General features: G+C 61.0%; 19 protein-coding genes and 1 pseudogene. 2 read left to right on the top strand and 18 right to left on the bottom strand.

Annotated elements, in window-relative coordinates; translation table 11 throughout:
• Positions 1–4: 4 nt before the first annotated feature.
• The 9 genes from nuoJ to QNH97_RS17310 form a co-directional block, all read right to left on the bottom strand.
• Complete coding sequence (nuoJ, locus tag QNH97_RS17350) at positions 5–505, bottom strand: NADH-quinone oxidoreductase subunit J (RefSeq protein WP_283553109.1); 501 nt, start codon at positions 503–505, stop codon at positions 5–7.
• 9 nt (positions 506–514) lie between these two features.
• Positions 515–1,063, bottom strand: coding sequence for an NADH-quinone oxidoreductase subunit NuoI (gene nuoI / locus QNH97_RS17345; protein WP_214912771.1), 549 nt, complete (start codon positions 1,061–1,063; stop codon positions 515–517).
• An 11-nt stretch (positions 1,064–1,074) separates the two neighbouring features.
• On the bottom strand, positions 1,075–2,082 hold the full coding sequence (gene nuoH / locus QNH97_RS17340; protein WP_283553108.1) for an NADH-quinone oxidoreductase subunit NuoH: 1,008 nt from the start codon (positions 2,080–2,082) through the stop codon (positions 1,075–1,077).
• Positions 2,079–4,793 carry an NADH-quinone oxidoreductase subunit NuoG gene (gene nuoG / locus QNH97_RS17335; protein WP_283553107.1) on the bottom strand — a complete coding sequence of 905 codons (2,715 nt, stop codon included), beginning with the start codon at positions 4,791–4,793 and terminating at the stop codon, positions 2,079–2,081. Before nuoG ends, nuoH begins: the two co-directional genes overlap by 4 nt.
• A 141-nt stretch (positions 4,794–4,934) precedes the next feature.
• Positions 4,935–6,293 (bottom strand): NADH-quinone oxidoreductase subunit NuoF, encoded by a 1,359-nt coding sequence (gene nuoF / locus QNH97_RS17330; protein ID WP_283553106.1) that lies wholly within the window; start codon positions 6,291–6,293, stop codon positions 4,935–4,937.
• Positions 6,290–6,787 carry an NADH-quinone oxidoreductase subunit NuoE gene (nuoE, locus tag QNH97_RS17325; protein ID WP_003180060.1) on the bottom strand — a complete coding sequence of 166 codons (498 nt, stop codon included), beginning with the start codon at positions 6,785–6,787 and terminating at the stop codon, positions 6,290–6,292. The genes nuoF and nuoE overlap by 4 nt, the downstream gene beginning before the upstream one ends.
• A 2-nt stretch (positions 6,788–6,789) precedes the next feature.
• The gene (gene nuoC / locus QNH97_RS17320) at positions 6,790–8,574 is read right to left on the bottom strand and encodes an NADH-quinone oxidoreductase subunit C/D (RefSeq protein WP_283553105.1); all 1,785 of its coding nucleotides are present in this window, start codon (positions 8,572–8,574) and stop codon (positions 6,790–6,792) included.
• Between the two features lie 73 nt (positions 8,575–8,647).
• Positions 8,648–9,322, bottom strand: a complete 675-nt coding sequence (locus QNH97_RS17315) for a NuoB/complex I 20 kDa subunit family protein (protein WP_283553104.1) — start codon at positions 9,320–9,322, stop codon at positions 8,648–8,650.
• A gap of 10 nt (positions 9,323–9,332) precedes the next feature.
• Positions 9,333–9,746, bottom strand: a complete 414-nt coding sequence (locus QNH97_RS17310; RefSeq protein WP_030141323.1) for an NADH-quinone oxidoreductase subunit A — start codon at positions 9,744–9,746, stop codon at positions 9,333–9,335.
• An 874-nt stretch (positions 9,747–10,620) separates the two neighbouring features.
• On the opposite strand from QNH97_RS17310, the pseudogene QNH97_RS29545 reads away from it, so the two are divergent.
• Positions 10,621–11,640: pseudogene (locus QNH97_RS29545) on the top strand (methyl-accepting chemotaxis protein); the annotation flags it as partial.
• Positions 11,626–12,543 carry a methyl-accepting chemotaxis protein gene (locus QNH97_RS29540; protein WP_502944546.1) on the top strand — a complete coding sequence of 306 codons (918 nt, stop codon included), beginning with the start codon at positions 11,626–11,628 and terminating at the stop codon, positions 12,541–12,543. The pseudogene QNH97_RS29545 and the gene QNH97_RS29540, both read left to right, overlap by 15 nt.
• A gap of 108 nt (positions 12,544–12,651) precedes the next feature.
• Here QNH97_RS29540 and aceA read toward each other — a convergent pair whose 3' ends face one another.
• The 9 genes from aceA to QNH97_RS17260 form a co-directional block, all read right to left on the bottom strand.
• Positions 12,652–13,977: an isocitrate lyase gene (gene aceA / locus QNH97_RS17300; RefSeq protein ID WP_283553102.1), complete on the bottom strand. Its 1,326-nt coding sequence runs from the start codon at positions 13,975–13,977 to the stop codon at positions 12,652–12,654.
• Between the two features lie 501 nt (positions 13,978–14,478).
• The gene (locus QNH97_RS17295; RefSeq protein ID WP_283553101.1) at positions 14,479–15,240 is read right to left on the bottom strand and encodes a secretin N-terminal domain-containing protein; all 762 of its coding nucleotides are present in this window, start codon (positions 15,238–15,240) and stop codon (positions 14,479–14,481) included.
• A gap of 189 nt (positions 15,241–15,429) precedes the next feature.
• Positions 15,430–15,855, bottom strand: coding sequence for a GNAT family N-acetyltransferase (locus QNH97_RS17290; RefSeq protein WP_025212991.1), 426 nt, complete (start codon positions 15,853–15,855; stop codon positions 15,430–15,432).
• On the bottom strand, positions 15,848–17,014 hold the full coding sequence (locus QNH97_RS17285) for a ribosomal protein uL16 3-hydroxylase (protein ID WP_025212992.1): 1,167 nt from the start codon (positions 17,012–17,014) through the stop codon (positions 15,848–15,850). The genes QNH97_RS17290 and QNH97_RS17285 overlap by 8 nt, the downstream gene beginning before the upstream one ends.
• An 83-nt stretch (positions 17,015–17,097) precedes the next feature.
• A complete protein-coding gene (gene purB, locus QNH97_RS17280; protein WP_283553100.1) occupies positions 17,098–18,468 on the bottom strand; it encodes an adenylosuccinate lyase in 1,371 nt (456 codons plus the stop codon).
• A gap of 257 nt (positions 18,469–18,725) precedes the next feature.
• Entirely contained in the window at positions 18,726–19,349 is a 624-nt protein-coding gene (gene hflD, locus QNH97_RS17275; protein ID WP_283553099.1) for a high frequency lysogenization protein HflD, read from the bottom strand.
• A complete protein-coding gene (gene mnmA, locus QNH97_RS17270; protein ID WP_283553098.1) occupies positions 19,346–20,470 on the bottom strand; it encodes a tRNA 2-thiouridine(34) synthase MnmA in 1,125 nt (374 codons plus the stop codon). The genes hflD and mnmA overlap by 4 nt, the downstream gene beginning before the upstream one ends.
• Positions 20,471–20,529: 59 nt before the next feature.
• The gene (locus QNH97_RS17265; protein WP_283553097.1) at positions 20,530–20,976 is read right to left on the bottom strand and encodes an NUDIX hydrolase; all 447 of its coding nucleotides are present in this window, start codon (positions 20,974–20,976) and stop codon (positions 20,530–20,532) included.
• A gap of 198 nt (positions 20,977–21,174) precedes the next feature.
• Positions 21,175–23,400: an NADP-dependent isocitrate dehydrogenase gene (locus QNH97_RS17260; RefSeq protein WP_283553096.1), complete on the bottom strand. Its 2,226-nt coding sequence runs from the start codon at positions 23,398–23,400 to the stop codon at positions 21,175–21,177.
• Positions 23,401–23,812: the final 412 nt, after the last annotated feature.

Below are 23,812 nucleotides of genomic sequence, written 5' to 3'. Positions count from 1 at the left end.
GTGATTACTCCTTCGCCTCGTTACGGCCCAAATGGAACGCCGTGACGGCTGCGGCAAGCAGCAGCATCGAGGCGAGTTCGACAGCCAGCAGGTACGGGCCGAACAGGCTGATGCCCACGGCCTTGGCACCTACGGTGGTGTGGCCGATGGCCTGGCCGCTCTGGTGAGCGAACAGCACATACAGCAGTTCACCCAGCAGCAGGGCGGCGAGAATCACCGGTCCTGCCCAGATGCCGGGCTTGAGCCAAGTGCGTTCCTGTTGGACCGAGGCCGGGCCCAGGTTCAGCATCATCACCACGAACACGAACAGCACCATGATGGCGCCGGCGTAGGCGATCACTTCCAGCGCACCGGCGAACGGTGCGCCGAGGGCGAAAAAGGTCATGGCCACGGCGATCAGCGAAATGATCAGGTAGAGCAGGGCGTGCACAGGGTTGGTGTTGGTGACCACTCGAAGCGTGGACACCACCGCGATACCCGATGCGAAATAGAAAGCGAATTCCATCTTTCTTCCTTAAGGCAGCAAGCTCTTCACGTTGATCGGTTCGGCTTCATTCTGCGCGGCGCCTTTTGGCTTACCGGCAATGGCCATACCTGCAACACGATAGAAGTTGTAATCAGGGTTTTTACCGGGACCGGAAATCAGCAGATCTTCTTTCTCGTACACCAGGTCCTGACGTTTGAACTCGGCCATTTCGAAATCCGGTGTGAGCTGGATCGCGGTGGTCGGGCACGCTTCCTCGCAGAGGCCGCAGAAAATGCAGCGCGAGAAGTTGATGCGGAAGAAGTCCGGGTACCAGCGACCGTCTTCGGTTTCAGCTTTCTGCAGCGAGATGCAACCCACCGGGCATGCCACGGCGCACAGGTTGCAGGCCACGCAGCGCTCTTCGCCGTCGGGGTCGCGGGTCAGGACGATACGGCCGCGATAGCGTGGCGCCAGATAGACCTCTTCTTCCGGGTATTGCAGGGTGTCGCGCTTGCGAAAGCCATGGCCGAAGATCATGACCAGGCTTCGCAGTTGGGTACCGGTACCCTTAACGATGTCGCCAATATATTTGAACATGGGTCAAATCCTCACTGAACCGCGGCCGCAGGCGCGTTCATCAAAACGATCGCAGCGGTCACCAGCATGTTGATCAGGGTCAGCGGCAGGCAGAACTTCCAGCTGAAGTCCATCACCTGGTCGTAGCGTGGGCGCGGGATTGAGGCGCGCAGCAGGACGAACAGCATGATGAAGAACGCGGTCTTCAGGGCGAACCAGACGAAGGACAATTGCGGCAGGATGCCGAACGGGCCGTGCCAGCCACCGAAGAACAGCGTTACCAGCAGCGCCGAGATCAGGATGATGCCGATGTACTCACCGACGAAGAACATGCCCCATTTCATGCCGGCATATTCAATGTGGTAACCGTCGGCCAGTTCCTGTTCCGCTTCCGGCTGGTCGAAGGGGTGACGGTGAGTCACGGCCACGCCGGCGACGAAGAAGGTACAGAAACCGAAGAACTGCGGAATGATGAACCACAGGTTCTGGGCCTGGTACTCGACGATGTCGCGCATGTTGAACGAGCCAGCCTGGATCACGATGCCCATGAGCGCCAGGCCCATGAACACCTCGTAGGACACGGTCTGGGCCGAGGCCCGCAGGGCGCCCAGCAGAGCGAACTTGTTGTTGCTCGACCAACCGGCGAACAACACCGCGTACACCGACAGGCCGGCCATGGCGAAGAAGAACAGCAGGCCGATGTTCAGGTCCGCCACACCCCACGTCGGGGTGATCGGGATGATCGCGAAGGCGATCAGCAAGGCGCTCATGGCCACCACCGGTGCCAAAGTGAAGATCACCTTGTCGGCAAATGGCGGCGTCCAGTCTTCCTTGAAGAACATCTTGATCATGTCGGCGGCGATCTGGAACATGCCGAACGGGCCGACGCGGTTCGGACCGTAGCGGTCCTGCCACCAGCCCAGCAGGCGACGTTCGACGAAGCTCAGCAGCGCACCGCAGACCACCACGGCCAGCAGGATCACGATGGCCTTGAGAACCGTCAGGATCACGGCGATCACTTCGGGGGTGAACCAGCTCATTGCGCTGCCTCCTGCAGACCGTCGACGGTTTTGCCGAATATCGCCGGCGGAATGCCCGCCAGGCCGGCCGGCAAGGCCACCAGGCCGACGCCCAGTTCTTCATTGATGCGCAGCGGCAGACGGAGGGTCTGGCCGCCAACGTTCAAGCTCAGCAGGGCACCATCGTTGACGCCCAGGCGATCGGCTTCGGACTTGGCCAGCGCCACGTAGGCGGCCGGGATGCGTTCCTGCACGGGTGCGGCTTTGGAAGAGTTCTCCTCGCTGCCGAACAGGTGATGGAACGGCACGACCTGCCAGGTGCCCGGTGCCGGGTTGAAGGCGCGCGGCACACTGGCGAACCAGCTGAGGCCATCGCCCTGGCTTTCGATCAGGCGGGTGCCCGGATCACCGGCGCGCAGGTGACCGCCGACTTCGTCCTGGAACTTGTTCCAGGCCTGCGGCGAGTTCCAGCCCGGCGACCAGGCGAACGGCACCTGGGAACGCGGTTCGGTCGAACCCGAGTAGCCTTCCATGGAGAACGAGAACGCCGTGTCCGTGTCCTGGGAGGTGCGCGGTTCGTGGACGCTGATGTTGGCGCGCATGGCGGTGCGGCCGCTGTAGCGCAGCGGTTCGCGCGCCAGTTTCAGGCCTTTGATGCGGAACGAGGCCGACGGTGCGGCATCGACGATGCGGGCCAATTGCGGGTTGCTTTCGGCGCAGGCGGCAGTCGCGTGGTCCAGTTGCGTCCAATCCACCGGCTGGTCCAGCAGGGTCGAGCGCAGGGCGTGCAGCCAGCGCCAGCCTTCGTGAACCAGAATGCTGGCGTCCAGGTAAGTCGGATCGAACACCTGGAAGAAGCGCTGGGCGCGGCCTTCCTGGCTGACCAGCGTACCGTCGCCTTCGGCGAAGCTCGCCGCCGGCAGCACCAGATGGGCGCGGTCGGCGGTGGCGGTTTTCTGATGGTCGGCGACGATCAGCACTTTCGCGGCGTTCAGGGCGGCGTCCACGCGGGCTTTGTCGGTGCGGGTATACAGGTCGTTTTCCAGCACCACGATGGCGTCGGCTGTGCCGTCGATCACCGCTTGCAGGGCCGCGTCCACCGATTCACCGCCGAGCATGGCCAGGCCGAGGCTGTTGGCTTCCGGCACGATCAGGCTGATGGAACCGTTCTTCTCGCGCAGCTTCAAGGCCTTGGCGATGTTGGCGGCGGCTTCGATCAGCGCCTTGGAACCCAACGAGGTGCCGGCGATGATCAGTGGGCGCTTGGCGGCCAGCAGGGCATCGGCGATACGTTGGGCGAGGGCGGCTGCTTCGCTGTCCAGGCCTTCTACGGCCGGGGCGCTGGCGTCCAGGGCGTGGGCCACGGCAAAACCGATGCGCGCCAGGTCGTCAGGGGCGGCGTGGACGCATTCTTCGGCCACGTCGTCGAGCTTGGTTTCAGCGAGGCTGGCAATGAACAGCGGGTTCAGTGCGTCCTGGCCGATGTTCTTCACGGCGGCGTCGAGCCATGGCTGCACGCGCATGGCGTCGGCCATGTCCTCGGCCTTGCCCTTGACCGACTGGCGCAAGGCCAGGGCCATGCGGGCGGCTGTCTGGGTCAGGTCTTCGCCAAGGACGAACACCGCGTCGTGATCTTCGATGTCGCGCATCGTCGGCACGGGCAGCGGGCTGTCCTTGAGCACTTGCAGCACCAGGCGGATGCGCTCCAGTTCACCGGCTTCGATACCGCTGTAGAAGTGCTCGGCACCGACCAGTTCACGCAGGGCGTAGTTGCTTTCCAGGCTGGCCCGTGGCGAGCCGATGCCGACGATGTTGCGACCGCGCAGCAGCTCGGCGGCCTTATCCAGGGCCTGGTCCAGGCTCAGCTTGGTACCGTCGGCCAGCAGCGGCTGGCGTGGACGGTCGATGCGGTTGACGTAGCCATAGCCGAAACGGCCACGGTCACACAGGAAGTACTGGTTCACCGAGCCGTTGAAGCGGTTTTCGATGCGACGCAGTTCACCGTAGCGTTCGCCGGGGGAGATGTTGCAACCGCTGGAGCAGCCATGGCAGATGCTCGGCGAGAACTGCATGTCCCACTTGCGGTTGTAGCGCTCGGAGTGGGTCTTGTCGGTGAACACACCGGTCGGGCAGACCTCGGTGAGGTTGCCGGAGAACTCGCTTTCGAGGGTGCCGTCTTCAACGCGACCGAAGTACACGTTGTCGTGGGCACCGAATACGCCCAGGTCGGTGCCGCCGGCGTAGTCCTTGTAGAAGCGCACGCAACGGTAGCAGGCGATGCAGCGGTTCATCTCGTGGGAGATGAACGGGCCCAGTTGCTGGTTCTGGTGGGTGCGCTTGGTGAAGCGATAACGGCGCTCGTTGTGGCCGGTCATCACCGTCATGTCTTGCAGGTGGCAGTGGCCGCCTTCCTCACAGACCGGGCAGTCGTGAGGGTGGTTGGTCATCAGCCATTCGACGACGCTGGCGCGAAACACTTTCGCTTCTTCGTCGTCGATGGAGATCCAGCTGCCGTCGGTGGCGGGAGTCATGCAGGACATGACGATCCGACCACGCTTGTCGTTCTCGTCGGTGTACTGCTTGACCGCGCATTGGCGACAGGCGCCAACGCTGCCAAGGGCGGGGTGCCAGCAGAAATAAGGAATGTCGAGGCCCAGGGACAGACATGCCTGTAACAGGTTGTCTGCGCCATCGACTTCGAGCTCTTTGCCGTCTACGTGGATAGTGGCCATGGTTCAAAGTTCTTCGTTGGCCCGGTGTCAGCGGGCGTGGCTAATGGAATCTTGTTATTCGTCCGAATCCAAACAGCCTGGGTAAAAGGCGTCATCGGACGAAAGGCGAAGGGCACGGACCCTTCGCCTTTTTAAGCGTCGTTACGCGCCGACCATGGTCGGCGTGACCACCTGATTGAGGTCCCCGGCGCGCGTTGGCGCGATGCCGGCCTCGAATTCAGGGCGGAAGTATTTGATCGCGCTGCCCAACGGCTCCACGGCACCCGGTGCGTGAGCACAGAAGGTCTTGCCTGGGCCGAGGAAACCCACCAGGCCCAACAGGGTCTCGATGTCGCCGGCCTGGCCTTCACCGTTCTCAATGGCCCGCAGCAGCTTGACGCTCCAGGGCAGGCCATCGCGGCAAGGGGTGCAGAAACCGCACGACTCACGGGAGAAGAACTCTTCCATGTTGCGCAGCAGGGAAACCATGTTGACGCTGTCGTCCACCGCCATCGCCAGGCCGGTGCCCATGCGGGTGCCCACCTTGGCGATGCCGCCGGCGTACATTTGTGCGTCCAGATGTTCCGGCAACAGGAAACCGGTACCGGCTCCGCCGGGCTGCCAGCACTTGAGCGTGTAGCCGTCGCGCATGCCACCGGCATAGTCCTCGAACAGCTCACGCCCGGTGATGCCGAACGGCAGCTCCCACAGGCCAGGGTTCTTGACCTTGCCAGAGAAACCCATGAGCTTGGTGCCCATGTCTTCGCTGCCGTCGCGGGCCAGGGATTTGTACCAGTCCACGCCGTCGGCAATGATCGCCGGCACGTTGCACAGGGTCTCGACGTTGTTCACGCAGGTCGGCTTGCCCCACACGCCTACGGCGGCAGGGAAGGGCGGCTTGGAGCGCGGGTTGGCGCGGCGGCCTTCGAGGGAGTTGATCAGCGCGGTTTCTTCACCGCAGATGTAACGCCCGGCGCCGGTGTGGACGAACAGCTCGAAATCGAAACCGCTGCCCAGGATGTTCTTGCCCAACAGGCCTGCGGCCTTGGCTTCTTCCACGGCACGGTTCAGGTGCTTGGCGGCGGTGGTGTATTCGCCACGCAGGAAGATATAGCCACGGTAGGTTTTCAGCGCACGGGCGCTGATCAGCATGCCTTCGATCAGCAGATGGGGCAGTTGCTCCATCAGCATGCGGTCCTTCCAGGTGTTGGGCTCCATTTCATCCGCGTTGCACAGCAGGTAGCGGATGTTGATGGATTCGTCCTTGGGCATCAGGCCCCACTTCACACCCGTGGGGAAGCCCGCGCCGCCACGACCTTTAAGGCCGGAATCCTTCACGGTCTGGACGATGTCGTCCTGGGCCATGTCGGTGAACGCCTTGCGCGCGGCGGCGTAGCCGTTCTTGGCCTGGTATTCGTCCAGCCACACGGCTTCGCCGTCGTCACGCAGACGCCAGGTCAAGGGGTGGGTTTCGGCCGAACGCTGGATGCGGTTGGCGGGCCCGAAGGAAGTCAGGGTCATACGTAGCCCTCCAGCAGTTTGGCGACGCCATCTGGCTTGACGTCACCAAAGGTGTCGTCGTCGATCATCAGCGCCGGAGCCTTGTCGCAGTTGCCCAGGCAGCACACCGGCAGCAGCGTGAAGCGGCCGTCTGCGGTGGTCTGGCCCAGGCCGATGCCCAACTTGCCCTGGATTTCGCTGACCACGGATTCGTGGCCGCCGATGTAGCAGACCATGCTGTCGCAGACGCGAATGATGTGGCGGCCTACTGGCTGGCGGAAAATCTGGCTGTAGAAGGTGGCGACACCTTCGACGTCGCTGGCCGGGATGCCGAGGATCTCGCCGATGGCGTAGAGCGCGCCATCGGGCACCCAGCCACGTTCCTTCTGGACGATCTTCAAGGCTTCGATCGACGCCGCGCGCGGGTCTTCGTAGTGATGCAGCTCGTGCTCGATGGCCGAGCGCTCGGTTTCGCTCAAGGCGAAACGGTCTGTCTGGATAAGCGTGCTGTTCATGCTTAGCGGTCCACGTCGGCCATAACGAAATCGATACTACCCAGGTACGCGATCATGTCCGCGACCATGCTGCCTTTGATCACCGAAGGGATCTGCTGCAGGTGTGGGAAGCTTGGGGTGCGAATCCGGGTACGGTAGCTCATGGTGCCGCCGTCGCTCGTCAGGTAATAACTGTTGATGCCCTTGGTCGCTTCGATCATCTGGAAGGATTCGTTGGCCGGCATGACCGGGCCCCACGAAACCTGCAGGAAGTGCGTGATCAGGGTCTCGATGTGTTGCAGCGTGCGCTCTTTGGGCGGCGGCGTGGTCAGCGGGTGATCCGCCTTGTACGGGCCTTCCGGCATGTTGCGCATGCACTGGTCGATGATCTTGATGCTCTGGCGCATTTCCTCGACGCGAACCATGCAGCGGTCGTAGGCATCGCCATTGGCCGCCAGCGGGACTTCGAATTCGAAGTTTTCATAGCCGGAGTAAGGGCGCGCCTTGCGCAGGTCGAAGTCGCAACCGGTGGAACGCAGGCCTGCACCGGTGACACCCCATTCCAGGGCCTCTTTGGTGTTGTAGGCGGCGACCCCGATGGTACGACCCTTGAGGATGCTGTTCTGCAGGGCGGCCTTGGTGTACTCGTCCAGGCGCTTGGGCATCCACTCGACGAAGTCCTTGACCAGCTTCTCCCAGCCCCGTGGCAGATCGTGGGCAACGCCACCGATGCGGTACCAGGCCGGGTGCAGGCGGAAACCGGTGATGGCTTCGATCACCGTGTACGCCTTCTGGCGGTCGGTGAAGGTGAAGAACACCGGGGTCATGGCGCCCACGTCCTGGATGTAGGTGCCCAGGAACAGCAGGTGGCTGGTGATACGGAAGAACTCGGCCATCATGATGCGGATGACGTCGACCTTCTCCGGCACCTTGATCCCGGCCAGTTTCTCGACCGAAAGCACGTACGGCAGGTTGTTCATCACGCCGCCGAGGTAATCGATGCGGTCCGTGTAGGGAATGTAGCTGTGCCAGGACTGACGCTCGCCCATCTTCTCGGCACCACGGTGGTGGTAGCCGATGTCCGGGACGCAATCGACGATCTCTTCACCGTCGAGTTGCAGGATGATGCGGAAGGCACCGTGGGCCGAAGGGTGGTTCGGGCCGAGGTTGAGGAACATGTAGTCCTCATTGGTACCCGAGCGCTTCATGCCCCAGTCTTCGGGCTTGAAGCGCGCGGCTTCTTCCTCGAGCTGTTGCTTGGCCAGGGACAGGCTGAACGGGTCGAACTCGGTGGCGCGGGCCGGGAAGTCCTTGCGCAGCGGGTGACCTTCCCAGGTCGGCGGCATCATGATGCGCGTCAGGTGCGGGTGGCCGGGGAAATCGATCCCGAACATGTCCCACACTTCACGCTCGTACCAGTTGGCATTCGGCCAGATACCGGTCACGGTCGGCACGCTGAGGTCGCTCTCGGACAAGGCGACCTTGATCATGACGTCACTATTACGCTCGATCGACAGCAGGTGATAGAACACGGTGAAGTCGACGCCGTCGGGCAGCCCTTGACGCTTGGTGCGCAGACGCTCGTCCACGCCGTGCAGGTCATAGAGCATGACGTACGGCTTGGGCAGGTTGCGCAGGAAGGTCAGGACTTCGACGAGTTTGGCGCGGGCAACCCAAAGCACCGGCATGCCGGTACGGGTCGGCTGGGCGGTGAACGCCTCGGGGCCAAAACGGTTGTTCAGTTCGACGACCACATCCTGGTCGTCTGCCTTATAAGGCGGGATGTACAGAGCACTGCCTGTAGTCATGGTTATTTATCGCTTTCGGTCAACGTAAAGAATGAAGCCAGGTTCTCGTTTCTTGTAGAGGAACAGAGCTGGATCAGACTTCGTCGGGGCTGCGCAGGTTGGTGACTGCGATACGCTGTTCGCGGCGCTGTTCCTTTTGCGATGGCATCTCGGCGCGATAGACGCCTTGATCACCAACGACCCAGGACAGCGGGCGACGCTCCTGGCCAATCGACTCCTGCAACAGCATCAAGCCTTGCAGGAAAGCTTCAGGGCGAGGGGGGCAGCCAGGCACGTAGACGTCCACGGGCAGGAACTTGTCCACCCCTTGAACAACGGAGTAGATGTCATACATGCCACCAGAGTTGGCGCACGAACCCATGGAGATAACCCACTTCGGCTCGAGCATCTGCTCGTAGAGACGCTGGATGATCGGCGCCATCTTGATGAAGCAGGTTCCGGCGATAACCATGAAATCCGCCTGGCGCGGCGATGCCCGGATCACCTCGGCGCCAAAGCGCGCGATGTCGTGGGGCGCCGTGAAGGCGGTGGTCATTTCCACGTAGCAGCACGAAAGGCCGAAGTTGTACGGCCACAGGGAGTTCTTGCGACCCCAGTTGACCGTGTTGTTCAGCACGTCTTCGAGCTTGCCCATGAAGATGTTTTTGTGGACTTGATCCTCTAACGGATCAGCGACGGTTTCCCGCTCGCCAATGGGGTACTGCTCGTTAGGAGCATCGGGGTCGATCCTGGTGAGATTGTATTGCATTGCCAAAGCCTCATTGTTTCAGCTTCGCTTGCCGCTTGCGCCGAGCTTCCGGAGCCCAATCAAGCGCCCCCACCCGGTAAAGGTAGACAAGACCTGCCAACAGAATTGCTATGAAAACGAGAGCTTCGACGAATCCGGTCCAGCCGCTTTCGCGGACGGACACAGACCATGCAAAGAGAAAGAGGGCTTCGATATCGAAGATCACGAACAGCATCGCGACCAGATAGAATTTGGCTGAGAGCCGCAAGCGGGCGCCACCGGTAGGTAGCATGCCGGACTCGAACGGTTCATTTTTGCTGCGGCCCCAGGCTTTTGACCCGAGCAGGCTCGACACACCGAGCATGAAGGCGCACAGGCCGACGACACCCAGAAGGAAAATGGCAAAGCCCCAGTTGTGGGCCATGAGTCCTGTCGCTTCGGGCATGCTGGAAATCCTTAACAGAGAGCAAAGGTCTCTGAGCTTGAATAGAAATAACGCAGTGACGATATGTCGCAGCAATCAATCGCGGTGATTTTATGGCTAAACACCGGGCAAGTAAAATTCCTATAGCGAAATTATTTATTGGAATAAGGACATAGCGCACCTCCAGGACCCTGCGGCCCCGGCCCCGTGGGCGTTGGCCGGCTATTCATCAATAATATTTCGTGCGGTATGTAACAATGATAACGACTTCCAAATGATAATTATTATTATCTGCGCCGGCCTTTTCTACAGTGCACTTAGTGTCGTGTCTGAAGGGCGGTCTTACATCGTCGCTACTGCAATTGTCAGCGTCGGACGTTTTACTCCTTTTCGGACTGCCCAATACTGCGTTCGATCAATTTTTCTAGCGCTGCCCCGAAAGTTTTGTGGGGGAGGTGTCCGGTGAAGGTTGGATCTGCATGAGAGGCTGCTTCCGTGGAAGCCAGGCTTGCTCGCGATGTCGGCAACGCGGTCCCGAGGCAGACTGCCCTATCGGTCATCGCGGCCAAGCCTGGCTCCCACAGATGCAGGTTTGCTCTTACAGCGTAGGTTGCTTCAAAGAAAACGGGTGAAAAAACCGGGATTGTCAGATCGGGGCCGATCAGTCGAGCCAACCCAGAACCTGCGCCCCCAGGCATTGGCACGTTAAGCGAAACCGCTTTGCCAGCAAAAATCGGCACGAGGCCGGAGCTAGAGCCTTGAAGAGTTGATGGCAAATGGCTATCTTTGCCGCTCGCTCATCTAATCATCTATATCAATGCTGGTTAGACAATCGCCCCTTCATCGATAGCTGCGTCAGTTTTCATCGTTCGCGGCTGATTACCAAAGGAATGTCATGAATTCTTGGATCGCGAATATGAGCGTTATGCTCAAGTTGGCTTTGGGCTTTGCTGTTGTGCTGCTTCTGACCGCTATCCTTGCCGCGACCGGCTGGTTCAGCCTGGGAAAAATGATCCAGCGCACTGATCGAATGACCAGCATTACCGAACTCGGCAACCGTCTTGATCACCTGCGCAGGGCTCGCTTTCAATACCAGGTGGACAAGGGCGATGAACAAAAGGGTGCATTGATCCAGGCGTCGCTGGAGCAGTTTGTCGCCAAGCAAAAAAGCCTTGTAAACGAGTTGAGAAAACCTGAAAACCTGAAAAAACTTGCGCTGATCGAGCAGGCCAGTGCGCAGTATCAAGTGGCACTGAATACGATGCGCGAGGCTTATCGCGATGACGCAGCCATGCGCAAGGAGATGGGCGTCAATGCCGTCAAGGGCGCGGCATTGATTGCCAAGGTCATCAATGACGTAGAAGCAATGCCTGCGTCGGATGAGCGCCGTTTTGAGCTGTACAGGATCATCCTCAAGGCCAAAGAGGACGTGGCGCTGGTGCGTTATGAAGTGCGTGGCTACACCGGTAACCCCAACAGCACCACCGAGCAAGCCGCCACCCGCCAGCTCGAAAATACGCTCAAGGGCATCGAAACCCTCAACAGCGCTTTCGGCCCGACCTATGCTGACACCATCAAGCAGCTGGAAACCGCGCTGATTGCTTACCGCCGCTCCGTGCAGAACTTTACCGCCAGTAATCAGGCCATTGGCAAGGCCGTGCAGGACACCATCGATTTGGGTGAAACCATCACCCGTCTGACTGATGAAATGTATGCCAGCCAACTGGTCTCCCGTGACGAAGACAGCGCCCAGGCCCGCCTCCTGCAGCTGAGCTGTACTGCCTTGGCGATGTTGTTGGGGATTCTTGCGGCCATGATCATCACTCGCCAGATTACGCGGCCGTTGCAGGACACATTGGCTGTGGTCGATCGCATTGCAGCAGGCGACCTCACGCAAGACATGGTCGTGACCCGTAGTGACGAGCTGGGTGTCTTGCAGCAAGGTATTCAGCGCATGGGCGCCACGTTGCGTGACCTGATCGGTGGCATCCGCGATGGCGTCACCCAAATCGCCAGCGCCGCCGAAGAGTTATCGGCCGTCACCGAGCAGACCAGTGCCGGGGTCAATAGTCAGAAGACCGAGACCGACCAGGTGGCCACCGCCATGCACGAAATGTCGGCCACCGTGCATGAAGTCGCGCGTAATGCCGAACAGGCTTGTGCAGTCGCGTCAGAGGCCGATGCACAGGCCCGTATCGGCGACCAGGTGGTCGCGCAAGCCATCGTTCAGATCGAGCGCTTGGCCAGCGAAGTCGGGCGCTCAGTCGACGCCATGGATGAGCTGGAACAAGAAAGCGCGCGCATCGGCAAAATCATGGACGTGATCAGGGCGGTGGCTGAGCAGACCAACTTGCTGGCCCTTAACGCCGCCATTGAGGCCGCCCGCGCGGGTGACGCCGGGCGCGGTTTTGCCGTGGTTGCCGACGAAGTACGTGGGCTGGCCCAGCGTACCCAGCATTCCACCGAAGAGATTGAAAGCCTGGTGGCGGGCTTGCAGAACGGCACGCGCCAGGTTTCGAGCATCATGCGAAATAGCCGCGAACTGACCGACAGCAGTGTGGAGTTGGCCGGCAAGGCCGGCATCTCCCTGGGCAACATCACCCAGGCGGTTTCTGGCATTCAGGCCATGAATCAACAGATTGCCGCTGCTGCGGTGCAACAAAGCTCGGTGGCCGAGGAAATCAGCCGCAGTATTTTGAGCGTGCGCGATGTATCCGAACAGACCGCCTCAGCCAGCGAAGAAACCGCAGCCTCCAGCATCGAGCTGGCGCGCCTGGGTAACCAGTTGCAGCTGCTGGTCAGTCACTTCAAAGTGTGAAAACCGGTAAAAAAAAAGCCCCGAACCAGTCGGGGCTTCAGATCGTCGGCTTTGCGGTTAGCTTTTACTCGGTCCGCAAGGGCCGCTTACTCGAGGCAAGCGTGTGAATCAGTGGAATTGTTCTTCTTCGGTGGAGCCGGTCAGTGCGGTCACCGACGAGGTGCCGCCCTGGATCACGGTGGTCATGTCGTCGAAGTAACCGGTGCCCACTTCCTGCTGGTGAGCCACGAAGGTGTAGCCCTTGGCGGCGTCAGCGAACTCTTGTTCTTGCAGCTTCACGTAGGCGGTCATGTCGTTGCGGGCGTAGTCGTGCGCCAGGTTGAACATGCTGTGCCACATGTTGTGGATGCCGGCCAGGGTGATGAACTGGTGCTTGTAGCCCATGGCGGACAGTTCACGCTGGAACTTGGCGATGGTCGCGTCGTCCAGGTTTTTCTTCCAGTTGAAGGAAGGCGAGCAGTTATACGACAGCAGTTGGTCCGGGTATTCCTTCTTGATCGCTTCGGCGAAGCGACGGGCTTCGTCGAGGTCCGGCTTGGCGGTTTCGCACCAGATCAGGTCGGCGTATGGCGCGTAGGCCAGGCCACGGGAAATCGCTTGGTCGAGACCGGCGCGAACCTTGTAGAAACCTTCCTGGGTGCGGGTGCCGGTCACGAACGGCTGGTCGTACGGGTCGCAGTCGGAAGTCAGCAGGTCAGCGGCGTTGGCGTCGGTACGGGCCAGGATGATGGTCGGTACACCGGCAACGTCGGCAGCCAGGCGGGCAGCGGTCAGTTTCTGCACGGCTTCCTGGGTCGGTACCAATACTTTGCCGCCCATGTGGCCGCATTTCTTTACCGAAGCCAGTTGGTCTTCGAAGTGAACGCCGGCGGCGCCTGCTTCGATCATGCTCTTCATCAGCTCGTAGGCGTTCAGTACGCCGCCGAAACCGGCTTCAGCGTCAGCCACGATCGGGGCGAAGTAGTCGATGTAGCCTTCGTCGCCCGGGTTCTTGCCGGCTTTCCACTGGATCTGGTCGGCGCGACGGAACGAGTTGTTGATGCGCTTGACCACGGTTGGAACCGAATCCACCGGGTACAGCGATTGGTCGGGGTACATCGACTCGGCGGAGTTGTTGTCCGCAGCCACTTGCCAGCCCGACAGGTAGATTGCCTGGATACCGGCCTTGACTTGTTGTACAGCCTGGCCGCCGGTCAGGGCGCCCATGCAGTTGACGAAATCTTTCTCGGGGCGGAAGGCTGGCTTGGCGCCCTGGGTGACCAGGTTCCAGAGCTTGTCGGCGCCCATCTTCGCAAGGGTGTGCTCAGGTTGAACCGAGCCACGCAGACGGACGACATCAGCAGCGGAATAATTGCGCGTCACGCCTTTCCAGCGCGGGTTCTCAGCCCAGTCTTTTTCAAGGGCTGCAATTTGCTGTTCGCGTGTCAGTGCCATGGAGATAAACCTCGTCGCGTCTTGTAGAAAAAGTCGTTCTTGGGGTGAACAATTCCTGCCAGCTGCACCAGATTTGGCGTAGAAGGCTGCTCGCTGGCCAGGGGGCCGGGCGCACAAGTCGGATCAGGCGGGGAGGCGACGGGATGAACGATGGCTCGAGGGGAAAGTGAGCAGGTAGAGGCGAACTGCGGGCGCATTCGGGCGTCGTGGGCCTTTATACGAACTCAGAGTGATGCCGGGTTACCTAGTTACGCTTCCGTCCCTCGGGACAACTTCGTTCCAGTCGCAACCTCGTCGAACACACCTTGTGGGCAGTACAGACACGAATCGGCTCGCAGGGTAGTTGCAAGCGTCGACCCGAAGGCCCTTGCCAGGGCCCCTGATTAGCGGGAGCGAGGCCATCATGCCTTCGGTTTTTTGCCCCGTCAAACGTTTTGTAGTGCTTTTTTTTAGGCACTACATCTTTGGTCTAATACGACTAGTCAGTCAGTTTTTGGTGCTTCAGTTCAGGGTGTCGACCTTGACCCGTAAAATCATGTCGTCGCGGCCCTGGGTCGAGTAGCTGCGGGTCAGCCCCTGTTTGTCGGCCTGATTCTGGCGATTCACGCCGGCCAGGGTGATCCATTCACCCAGGCGCCCGCTGACGCTTGTGTCGGTACTTTGAACGTTCACTACATCGGGACGTTCCTGGCTCATGCGGTCACGATTGGTGCTGATACTCAGATGAACGGTCTCGCCGGTGACGCTGGCCGTGACATAGAAACCCTGGGTGACGTTGCGGTATTCGGTCTGGCTCTGCATGCGACCGTAGCTGTCGGTCTGGTTGCTGGTGAACGGCACGCTTTGGCCCACCTGGATCAACGCCGGCTGGCCTTCGCTGGCTTGTACCTGCTGCACGCCGCCTTCACGGCTGGCGGTGCTGCGGTTGATGATGCGGGTCTGGCTGGGTGCGGCGCCGTTGATCGAGTAACCCTGGTCGCCCTGCAGGTTGTTTTCGTTGGTGTCGACCGTGATCAGCAGGCGCTTGGGAGCGGTATCCAACTGGGCGAGGAATTGCCGGAGTTCTTCGATCTTGCCGGGCTCGGCGTTGACGATCAGTTGGTTGCCGTAGGCGCTGACCTGACCGTCCTTGCCAATGAAATTCTGCGCCACCGGCAGCAGGTCGGCGCTGGTACGGTAGTTCAGCGGCACGATCTCCGTGGCGGCCATGAGCGACAGGCTGCAGCTGAGCAGCAGGGTGGCCAGGAAGGTGCGTAGAGGCATGTCCATTTCTCCGCGAGACAAAGGCTTGATATTGCCAGTTTGTCGGCCCCGGATGGGGTAAGTTGAATGGTAGACGGCAAAACGCCCCGGCATCGAGGGATGGCGGGGCGTTTGAGTGTTGCAGGATGCTCTTGTGGCGAGGGAGCAAGCTCCCTCGCCACAGAGGCCATCATCTTGCTGGAGGATGGGTCAAGCCGAATGCCGCACCATGTCCACATGAGGAATCCCAGCCTCGAGGAACTCCTCGCTGACCACCGCAAAACCCAGCCGCTCATAGAATGGCGTGGCATGCACCTGGGCGCTGAGCATCTGCTGCTTGAGTCCTCGCTTCTCGGCTTCGGCGATCACCGCATGCATCAGCGCATCGCCGACCTTCAGGCCGCGCCAGTCCTTGAGGACCGAGACACGACCGACATGGCCGTCGGTCAGCAGGCGTGCAGTGCCGATGGGGAAGTCGCCTTCAAACGCCAGGAAGTGCACGGCACCTTGGTCATCGGCATCCCATTCCAACTCGGGCGGCACGGATTGCTCGGCAATGAACACGGTCTCACGAATGCGCCGGATCTCGGCGTTATCCTTTTGCCAGTCTGCGACACGAACGTGGATTTTATTCATCGGCGAACCCCAGGCTGCCTTGCTTGACCAACTCGCAGATCAGGCTGCGACCGTCTTCGTCGGCCAGCCACGGGCCAAGGTTTTCGCTGTGCAGGGCGTCGGCGGCGCAAATCATTTTCAGCAGTTCGCGCAGCTTGCCCGGCAGATAACGGCTCTGGCCGCTGGCGAACAGCAGCAGGTCGTCGTCAACTTCCGACCAGGCCAGGCGAGCACTTGGGTTGCGGATGATCACCGCGCCTTGCTCCAGGCCGGCCAACAGCTCGTCATCTTCCATTTCCGGACCTACCACCAGTTCCGGGTAGCGCGGCTCGGTCATGAACTGGCCGAACCAGGTCAGCAGCAAGCGCTCGTCGCTCATGTGCTCGGCCAGCAGGCCCTTGAGGCGGTCCAGGGCGTCGTGCTGGATCTGATGCGGGTCGGCCACGGGGCGGGCGTCGGCGTCAGTGTAGCGCTCTTCGTCCGGCAGGAACTGGCTGAGGAAGTCGGTGAAGTGGGTCAGCACTTCGGCCGCACTCGGTGCACGGAAACCCACCGAGTAAGTCATGCAGTCATCCACGGCCACGCCGCAGTGGGCCAGGCGCGGCGGCAGGTAGAGCATGTCGCCCGGTTCCAGGATCCACTCGTCAGTGGTCTCGAAGTCCGCGAGGATGCGCAGGTCGGCGTGCTCCAGCAGCGGGCTCTGGGAGTCGCACATCTGGCCGATTTTCCAGTTGCGCTTGCCATGACCCTGCAGCAGGAACACGTCATAGTTATCGAAGTGCGGACCGACACTGCCACCCGGGGCGGCAAAGCTGATCATCACATCGTCGATGCGCCAGCTTGGCAGGAAACGGAAGTGCTCCAGCAATTCGCCGACCTCGGGCACGAACTGGTCGACGGCCTGCACCAGCAGGGTCCATTCGCGTTCCGGCAGTTTGCTGAATTCGTCTTCGGCGAACGGGCCGCGACGCATTTCCCAAGGGGTTTCGCCGTGCTCGATCACCAGGCGCGATTCGACTTCTTCTTCCAGCGCCAGGCCGGCCAGTTCGTCGGCGTCGAGGGGGCTTTCGAAGTCAGGGATTGCCTGACGGATCAGCAGCGGTTTTTTCTGCCAGTAGTCGCGCAGGAACTCCCGTGCCGTGATGCCGCCCAAGAGTTGCAGAGGAATATCAGGATTCATGTGTAACCTATTGAAAAAAATTACTTTTCAGACGCGAATAAAAACGCCCGGCGCGGCCGGGCGTCTCAAGGTATAGCTGTGTGTCAGATGCGCTTGGCTTGTGCCGCTGCGTTGCCGATGTAATTGGCCGGCGTGAGCTTCTTCAGCTCGGCGCGGGCCTCGGCAGGCATGTCCAGGCCATCGATGAAAGTTTGCAACGCTTCAGGGCTGATGCCCTTGCCACGGGTCAGTTCTTTTAGCTTTTCATACGGGTTTTCGATGTTGTAGCGACGCATCACGGTCTGGATCGGCTCGGCCAGGACTTCCCAGCAAGCGTCCAGGTCGGCGGCGATTTTCTGCTCGTTCAGTTCCAGCTTGCTGATGCCCTTGAGGCTGGCTTCGTAGGCAATGACGCTGTGGGCAAAACCCACGCCCAGGTTGCGCAGTACGGTGGAGTCGGTCAGGTCGCGCTGCCAGCGGGAGATTGGCAGTTTGCTCGCCAGGTGCTGGAACAGGGCGTTGGCGATGCCCAGGTTGCCTTCGGAGTTCTCGAAGTCGATCGGGTTGACCTTGTGCGGCATGGTCGAGGAACCGATTTCGCCGGCGATGGTGCGCTGCTTGAAGTAACCCAGGGAGATGTAGCCCCAGATGTCACGGTCGAAGTCGATCAGGATGGTGTTGAAGCGCGCAATCGCATCGAACAGTTCGGCGATGTAGTCATGCGGCTCGATCTGGGTGGTGTACGGGTTGAAGCTCAAACCCAGCTCGTCTTCGATGAAGGCGCGGGCGTTGGCTTCCCAGTCGATGTCCGGATAGGCCGACAGGTGGGCGTTGTAGTTGCCCACGGCGCCGTTGATCTTGCCCAGCAGCGGCACGGCGGCTACTTGAGCGATCTGGCGCTCCAGGCGGTACACCACGTTCGCCAGTTCCTTGCCCAGGGTGGTCGGCGAAGCCGGTTGACCGTGGGTGCGCGACAGCATCGGGACGTCGGCGAAGCGAATCGCCAGCTCACGGATGGCCTGGGCGGTCTGGCGCATCAGAGGCAGCATCACCTCATCACGGCCTTCGCGCAGCATCAGGGCGTGGGACAGGTTGTTGATGTCCTCGCTGGTGCAGGCGAAGTGGATGAACTCGCTGACGTTGGCCAGTTCCGGCAGCTTGGCCGCCTGTTCCTTGAGCAAGTATTCGATGGCTTTGACGTCGTGGTTGGTGGTGCGCTCGATTTCTTTCACACGCTCGGCGTGCTCCAGCGCAAAGTTGTCCGCCAGGGTATTGAGCACCGCGTTGGCTTCGGCGGAAAACGCCGGGACTTCGCCGATGGCAGGGTGGGCGGCAAGGCGCTGGAGCCAGCGCACTTCAACCAGGACGCGGGCACGGATCAGGCCGTACTCGCTGAAAATCGGGCGCAGGGCCTGGGTTTTGCCGGCGTAGCGGCCGTCTACAGGGGAAACCGCAGTGAGCGAAGAAAGCTGCATGGGGTGTTCTCGGACAGTCGGGCAACGAAATGGGGCGCGTATCATACATGAAAACCATCGCCGGTCCGTCGCCAACTGACCGGCGTATTACGCGTAACGAGACACTAGTTATTACTTGTGGCGAGGGAGCTTGCTCCCGCTGGGGCGCGAAGCGGCCCTGAATCCTGGCAATCCGTTGTATCAGTTGGACACAAGGGGCTGCGTTGCAGCCCAGCGGGAGCAAGCTCCCTCGCCACAAAAAAACAGGTTGAGGCGACTTATTCGTTGCGCATCAACGGGTAAAGCTCTTTAAGCAATTTGCGCCGGCTGACCACCAACTGCCAGCGATGGCCGCCCAACTGCCGCCACAACCGTGCCGAGCGAATCCCCGCCAGCAATAGGGCGCGGATCTTCGAGGCGTTGCTCGGTTGCTGCAGGTTGCGCATGTCGCCATGCACCTGGATGCGTTGGCGCAAGGTGCTCAGGGTGTCCTGGTACAGCGCGCCGCAGGCGGCAATGACGTTTTCGTGGGACGGGCCGAAGTGTTCGACCTGGGACTGGATCTGCGGCAGGCGTTTGCCAATGGTTTCCAGCAGGTCGTCACGCTTGGCCAACTGACGCTCAAGGCCCAGCATCGACAGGGCGTAGCGCAGCGGTTCGCGTTGCAGGGCGCTGGGGTCGCGCTCCAGGGCGCCGACCAGCGCACGGTAGCCTTCACGCAGGTTCAGGTCGTCGCCTCCGTAGACTTCCAGGGTGTCCTTGGGGTCGCGAACCAGCAGGCTGCCGAGCATGCAGCCCAGGCCCGCTTCGGTGGCCTGGCCGGTCTTGGCGATCCGGTCCACCAGCACGGCGGCGAGAAACACGCCGCCCAATGCCGTCAGTTGTTCCTGAATAGGCGTCATGCCTTGCTGCTCCAGGGCTCTGCGATTTCGATCACGCCACCGCCCAGGCAGATTTCGCCGTCGTAGAACACCACGGACTGACCGGGTGTGACCGCGCGTTGCGGGTCATCGAAAATGGCCCGATAGCCCGTGGCGGTTTTTTCCAGGGTGCAGGGCTGGTCGCTCTGGCGGTAGCGAACCTTGGCCGTCAGGCGGCGCGGTTCGCTCAGGTCGATCGGGTTGACCCAGTAGATGTCGGAGGCGAGCAGGGCGCGGGAAAACAGCCACGGATGGTCGTTGCCCTGGCCGACGATCAACTCGTTGTGCTCCAGGTCCTTGATCAGCACATACCACGGCTCTTCACCGGCGTCTTTCAATCCGCCGATGCCCAGGCCCTGGCGCTGGCCGATGGTGTGGTACATCAGGCCATGGTGACGGCCGATGACCTCGCCTTCGGTGGTCTTGATCTCGCCCGGCTGGGCCGGCAGGTATTGCTTGAGAAAGTCGCTGAAGCGGCGCTCGCCGATGAAGCAGATGCCGGTGGAGTCTTTCTTCTTGGCGGTGGCGAGCTCATGTTTCTCGGCAATCGCGCGCACTTCGGGCTTTTCCAGCTCGCCCACCGGGAACAGGGTCTTGGCGATCTGTTCGCCACCGACGGCATGCAGGAAGTAGCTCTGGTCCTTGTTCGGATCCAGGCCCTTGAGCAGCTCGGTACGGCCGTCGATGTCGCGGCGGCGCACATAGTGGCCGGTGGCAATCAGGTCGGCACCGAGCATCATGGCGTAGTCGAGGAACGCCTTGAACTTGATTTCGCGGTTGCAGAGGATGTCCGGGTTCGGCGTGCGGCCGGCCTTGTATTCGGCCAGGAAGTGCTCGAACACGTTGTCCCAGTACTCGGCGGCAAAATTGGCGGTGTGCAGCTTGATGCCGATCTTGTCGCACACGGCCTGGGCGTCCGCAAGGTCGTCCATGGCCGTGCAGTATTCGGTTCCGTCGTCTTCTTCCCAGTTCTTCATGAACAGGCCTTCCACCTCATAACCCTGCTCGATCAGCAGAAGGGCGGAAACGGAAGAGTCTACGCCGCCGGACATGCCGACAATGACGCGCTTCTTGGATGTGTCAGAAGGGGCTGGATCACGCATAGGAATTCAATGAGTGTCTTGAAAAAGGACGCGATTCTATCAGGCCCGCGCGCGCAAGGCTAAAGAGATGGGCGGATCAGCGTCAGACTGTGGCAATGGCCGGCCAGATAATCGTCGATGCAGCGGATGATCAGTTCGCTGCGCCAGCGGTCGCGCTGTTCGAGCAGTTCGTCTCGGCTTAGCCATTTGGCGCCGAGGATCCCGTCGTCCAGTTGATAGTCAGGGCGATGGTTCAAGGCCTTCGCGGCGAAACAGACCCGTTGGTAAGTCACGCCGTTGCTGGGGGCGGTGTACAGGTAGATGCCTACCACGCTCGTAGGTTCGACGTCCCAGCCGGTTTCCTCCAGGGTCTCGCGTACGGCGGCTTCGATCAGGGTTTCATTCGGGTCCAGGTGGCCGGCGGGCTGGTTGAGCACTGCGCGCCCACCCTTGGATTCTTCCACCATCAGGAAGCGGCCGTTGTCTTCGACGATGGTGGCGACGGTGATGTGGGGGTTCCAGTCCATGGGGACTCCTCTAATTCTCATATTGGAATGCAGCCCCCTGTGGGAGCGAGCTTGCTCGCGATAGCGGTGGGGCAGTCAGTATCAGTGTTGAATGTTATACCGCTATCGCGAGCAGGCTCGCTCCCACAAGGGATATGGGTGGGTCTGGAAACACAAACCCCGGCACAAGGCCGGGGTTCGTGGTGTTCCCTTACAACCTTACACCAGCGCAGCAATCGCCGCGTTGAAGGTGTTGCTCGGGCGCATGACCTTGCTGGTCAGCTCCGGGTTGGCGAAGTAGTAGCCGCCGATGTCCACGGGCTTGCCTTGCACGGCATTGAGTTCGGCAACGATTTTTTCTTCGTTGTCGGTCAATGTCTTGGCCAGGGTCGCGAACTGGGCCTTGAGGGCTGCGTCGTCATCCTGGGCGGCCAGTGCCTGGGCCCAGAACAGGGTCAGGTAGAAATGGCTGCCGCGGTTGTCGATACCGCCGACCTTGCGCGAAGGCGACTTGTTGCGGTCCAGGAACTCACCGGTAGCCTGGTCCAGGGTCTTGGCCAGCACCAGTGCTTTCGGGTTGTTGTAAGTCACGCCCAGGTGCTCGAGGGACGCGGCCAGGGCCAGGAACTCGCCCAGGGAATCCCAGCGCAGGAAGTTTTCTTCCAGCAATTGCTGCACGTGCTTGGGGGCCGAACCGCCAGCGCCGGTTTCGAACAGGCCGCCGCCGTTCATCAGCGGCACGATGGACAGCATCTTGGCGCTGGTGCCCAGTTCCATGATCGGGAACAGGTCGGTCAGGTAGTCGCGCAGCACGTTGCCGGTCACCGATATGGTGTCCTTGCCTTCGCGGGTGCGGGCCAGGGTGAACTTCATCGCGTCGACCGGCGACATGATGCGGATGTCCAGGCCAGCGGTGTCGTAGTCCTTCAGGTAGGTCTGGACTTTCTCGATCACCACGCCGTCATGGGCGCGCATCGGGTCCAGCCAGAAAATCGCCGGGGTGCTGCTGGCGCGGGCACGGTTGACGGCCAGCTTGACCCAATCCTGGATCGGCGCGTCCTTGGTCTGGCACATGCGGAAGATGTCGCCAGCCTCGACGTTCTGCTCCAGCAAGGTGCGACCGGTGCTGTCGGAAACGCGGACCACGCCGTTGGCCTTGATCTGGAAGGTCTTGTCGTGGGAGCCGTACTCTTCGGCTTTCTTGGCCATCAGGCCGACGTTCGGCACGCTGCCCATGGTCGTTGGGTCGAAGGCGCCGTGTTGCTTGCAGTCTTCGATCACCGCCTGGTAGATGGTGGCGTAGCAGCGATCCGGGATCACGGCCTTGGTGTCGTGCAACTGGCCATCGGTGCCCCACATCTTGCCGGAGTCACGGATCATGGCCGGCATCGAGGCGTCGACAATAACGTCGCTCGGCACGTGCAGGTTGGTGATGCCTTTGTCGGAGTTGACCATCGCCAGGGATGGGCGCGCCGCGTAGACCGCCTGGATGTCGGCTTCGATCTGCGCCTGCTGCTCGGCCGGCAGGGCCTTGATGCGGGCGTACAGGTCGCCAATGCCGTTGTTCAGGTTGAAGCCGATCTGCTCCAGCACTTGGGCGTGCTTGGCCAGGGCCTCTTTATAGAACTCGGCGACGATCTGGCCGAACATGATTGGGTCGGAGACCTTCATCATGGTGGCCTTGAGGTGAACCGACAACAGGACGCCTTTTTGCTTGGCGTCTTCGATTTCGGCGGCGATGAAGTCGCGCAGGGCGTTTTTGCTCATCACGGCGCAATCGAGGATCTCACCGGCTTGCACGGTGGTTTTTTCTTTCAGGACGGTGGCGGTGCCATCCTGAGCGATCAGCTCGATTTTCACACTGCCCGCGGCGTCGATCAGGGCGGCTTTTTCGCTGCCGTAGAAATCGCCGGTGCTCATGTGGGCCACGTGGGACTTGGAGTCGGCCGACCAGGCGCCCATTTTGTGCGGGTGCTTGCGCGCGTAGTTCTTGACCGACAGCGGTGCGCGGCGGTCGGAGTTGCCTTCGCGCAGGACCGGGTTCACGGCGCTGCCCTTGATCTTGTCGTAGCGAGCCTTGGCTTCTTTGTCGGCGTCGCTGGTCACGGTCTCAGGGTAGTCCGGCAGTGCGTAGCCCTGGGCCTGCAATTCCTTGATCGCGGCCTGCAGTTGCGGCACCGAGGCGCTGATGTTCGGCAGCTTGATGATGTTGGCTTCAGGCGTAACGGCCAGGTCGCCCAGTTCGGCGAGGTGGTCGGCTACGGCTTTGTCACCCAGTTGCTCGGGGAAGCTGGCCAGGATGCGCCCTGCGAGGGAGATATCGCGGGTTTCCACGGCGATATCGGCCGAAGCGGTAAAGGCTTCGACGATCGGCAGCAGCGAATAGGTGGCGAGGGCGGGCGCTTCGTCGGTGAAGGTATAGATGATCTTCGAGCGGGTGGGCATATTCGGATTAACTCTCTTCTTTGCTAAAGCATGCGCAGAAACTCGAGGGCGCCGGGTAAGCGCGTTCGTTCAAAGTCTTCCGTGAACCGAGTGTCGAGGTTTCTTCGCGGTGATGTTGGGTGCATCAGTCGAGCGTCAAGCGGTCGGGCCGCGGTAACGGTCCGGCTTCTAACTGGCCGAAAGCCCTGTCATAGAGCCGTCAACCGGCGTGACCCTGTGGTCAGCGGCGGCATTATACATAGGTAGCTGGCAATCTGCCGATGCTTCATAGACTTTCGTACACGTCCATTGGTCTTAACGTCGCAGGGCCAGGGCGACAGGCTATGCTCATGTTTGGCGCTTTTCCCTTGAGCTTCGGCCTTGTATGGCACCTACTGCTACGCTTTATGCCGCATGAGCCGAACGTAGGGTT

The organism is Pseudomonas sp. G2-4 (genome assembly GCF_030064125.1).
In the GTDB taxonomy this organism is placed as follows: domain Bacteria; phylum Pseudomonadota; class Gammaproteobacteria; order Pseudomonadales; family Pseudomonadaceae; genus Aquipseudomonas.
Note: the sequence above shows the minus strand (reverse complement) of the source record. Positions and strands in the feature narration are given on the sequence as shown.

Excerpts from the sequence above, each read along its gene's own strand:
- QNH97_RS17310 (WP_030141323.1), bottom strand. The coding sequence starts at position 9,746 with ATGCCCGAAGCGACAGGACTCATGGCCCACAACTGGGGCTTTGCCATT.
- mnmA (WP_283553098.1), bottom strand. The coding sequence starts at position 20,470 with ATGCGTGATCCAGCCCCTTCTGACACATCCAAGAAGCGCGTCATTGTC.
- nuoJ (WP_283553109.1), bottom strand. The coding sequence starts at position 505 with ATGGAATTCGCTTTCTATTTCGCATCGGGTATCGCGGTGGTGTCCACG.
- QNH97_RS17315 (WP_283553104.1), bottom strand. The coding sequence starts at position 9,322 with ATGCAATACAATCTCACCAGGATCGACCCCGATGCTCCTAACGAGCAG.
- QNH97_RS17295 (WP_283553101.1), bottom strand. The coding sequence starts at position 15,240 with ATGCCTCTACGCACCTTCCTGGCCACCCTGCTGCTCAGCTGCAGCCTG.
- QNH97_RS17285 (WP_025212992.1), bottom strand. The coding sequence starts at position 17,014 with ATGAATCCTGATATTCCTCTGCAACTCTTGGGCGGCATCACGGCACGG.
- nuoI (WP_214912771.1), bottom strand. The coding sequence starts at position 1,063 with ATGTTCAAATATATTGGCGACATCGTTAAGGGTACCGGTACCCAACTG.
- hflD (WP_283553099.1), bottom strand. The coding sequence starts at position 19,349 with ATGACGCCTATTCAGGAACAACTGACGGCATTGGGCGGCGTGTTTCTC.
- nuoH (WP_283553108.1), bottom strand. The coding sequence starts at position 2,082 with ATGAGCTGGTTCACCCCCGAAGTGATCGCCGTGATCCTGACGGTTCTC.
- nuoG (WP_283553107.1), bottom strand. The coding sequence starts at position 4,793 with ATGGCCACTATCCACGTAGACGGCAAAGAGCTCGAAGTCGATGGCGCA.
- aceA (WP_283553102.1), bottom strand. The coding sequence starts at position 13,977 with ATGGCACTGACACGCGAACAGCAAATTGCAGCCCTTGAAAAAGACTGG.
- nuoF (WP_283553106.1), bottom strand. The coding sequence starts at position 6,293 with ATGACCCTGACTTCCTTCGGGCCCGCCAACCGCATCCAGCGTTCGGCC.
- QNH97_RS17290 (WP_025212991.1), bottom strand. The coding sequence starts at position 15,855 with ATGAATAAAATCCACGTTCGTGTCGCAGACTGGCAAAAGGATAACGCC.
- purB (WP_283553100.1), bottom strand. The coding sequence starts at position 18,468 with ATGCAGCTTTCTTCGCTCACTGCGGTTTCCCCTGTAGACGGCCGCTAC.
- QNH97_RS17265 (WP_283553097.1), bottom strand. The coding sequence starts at position 20,976 with ATGGACTGGAACCCCCACATCACCGTCGCCACCATCGTCGAAGACAAC.
- nuoE (WP_003180060.1), bottom strand. The coding sequence starts at position 6,787 with ATGAACAGCACGCTTATCCAGACAGACCGTTTCGCCTTGAGCGAAACC.
- QNH97_RS29540 (WP_502944546.1), top strand. The coding sequence starts at position 11,626 with ATGGTCGTGACCCGTAGTGACGAGCTGGGTGTCTTGCAGCAAGGTATT.
- nuoC (WP_283553105.1), bottom strand. The coding sequence starts at position 8,574 with ATGACTACAGGCAGTGCTCTGTACATCCCGCCTTATAAGGCAGACGAC.
- QNH97_RS17260 (WP_283553096.1), bottom strand. The coding sequence starts at position 23,400 with ATGCCCACCCGCTCGAAGATCATCTATACCTTCACCGACGAAGCGCCC.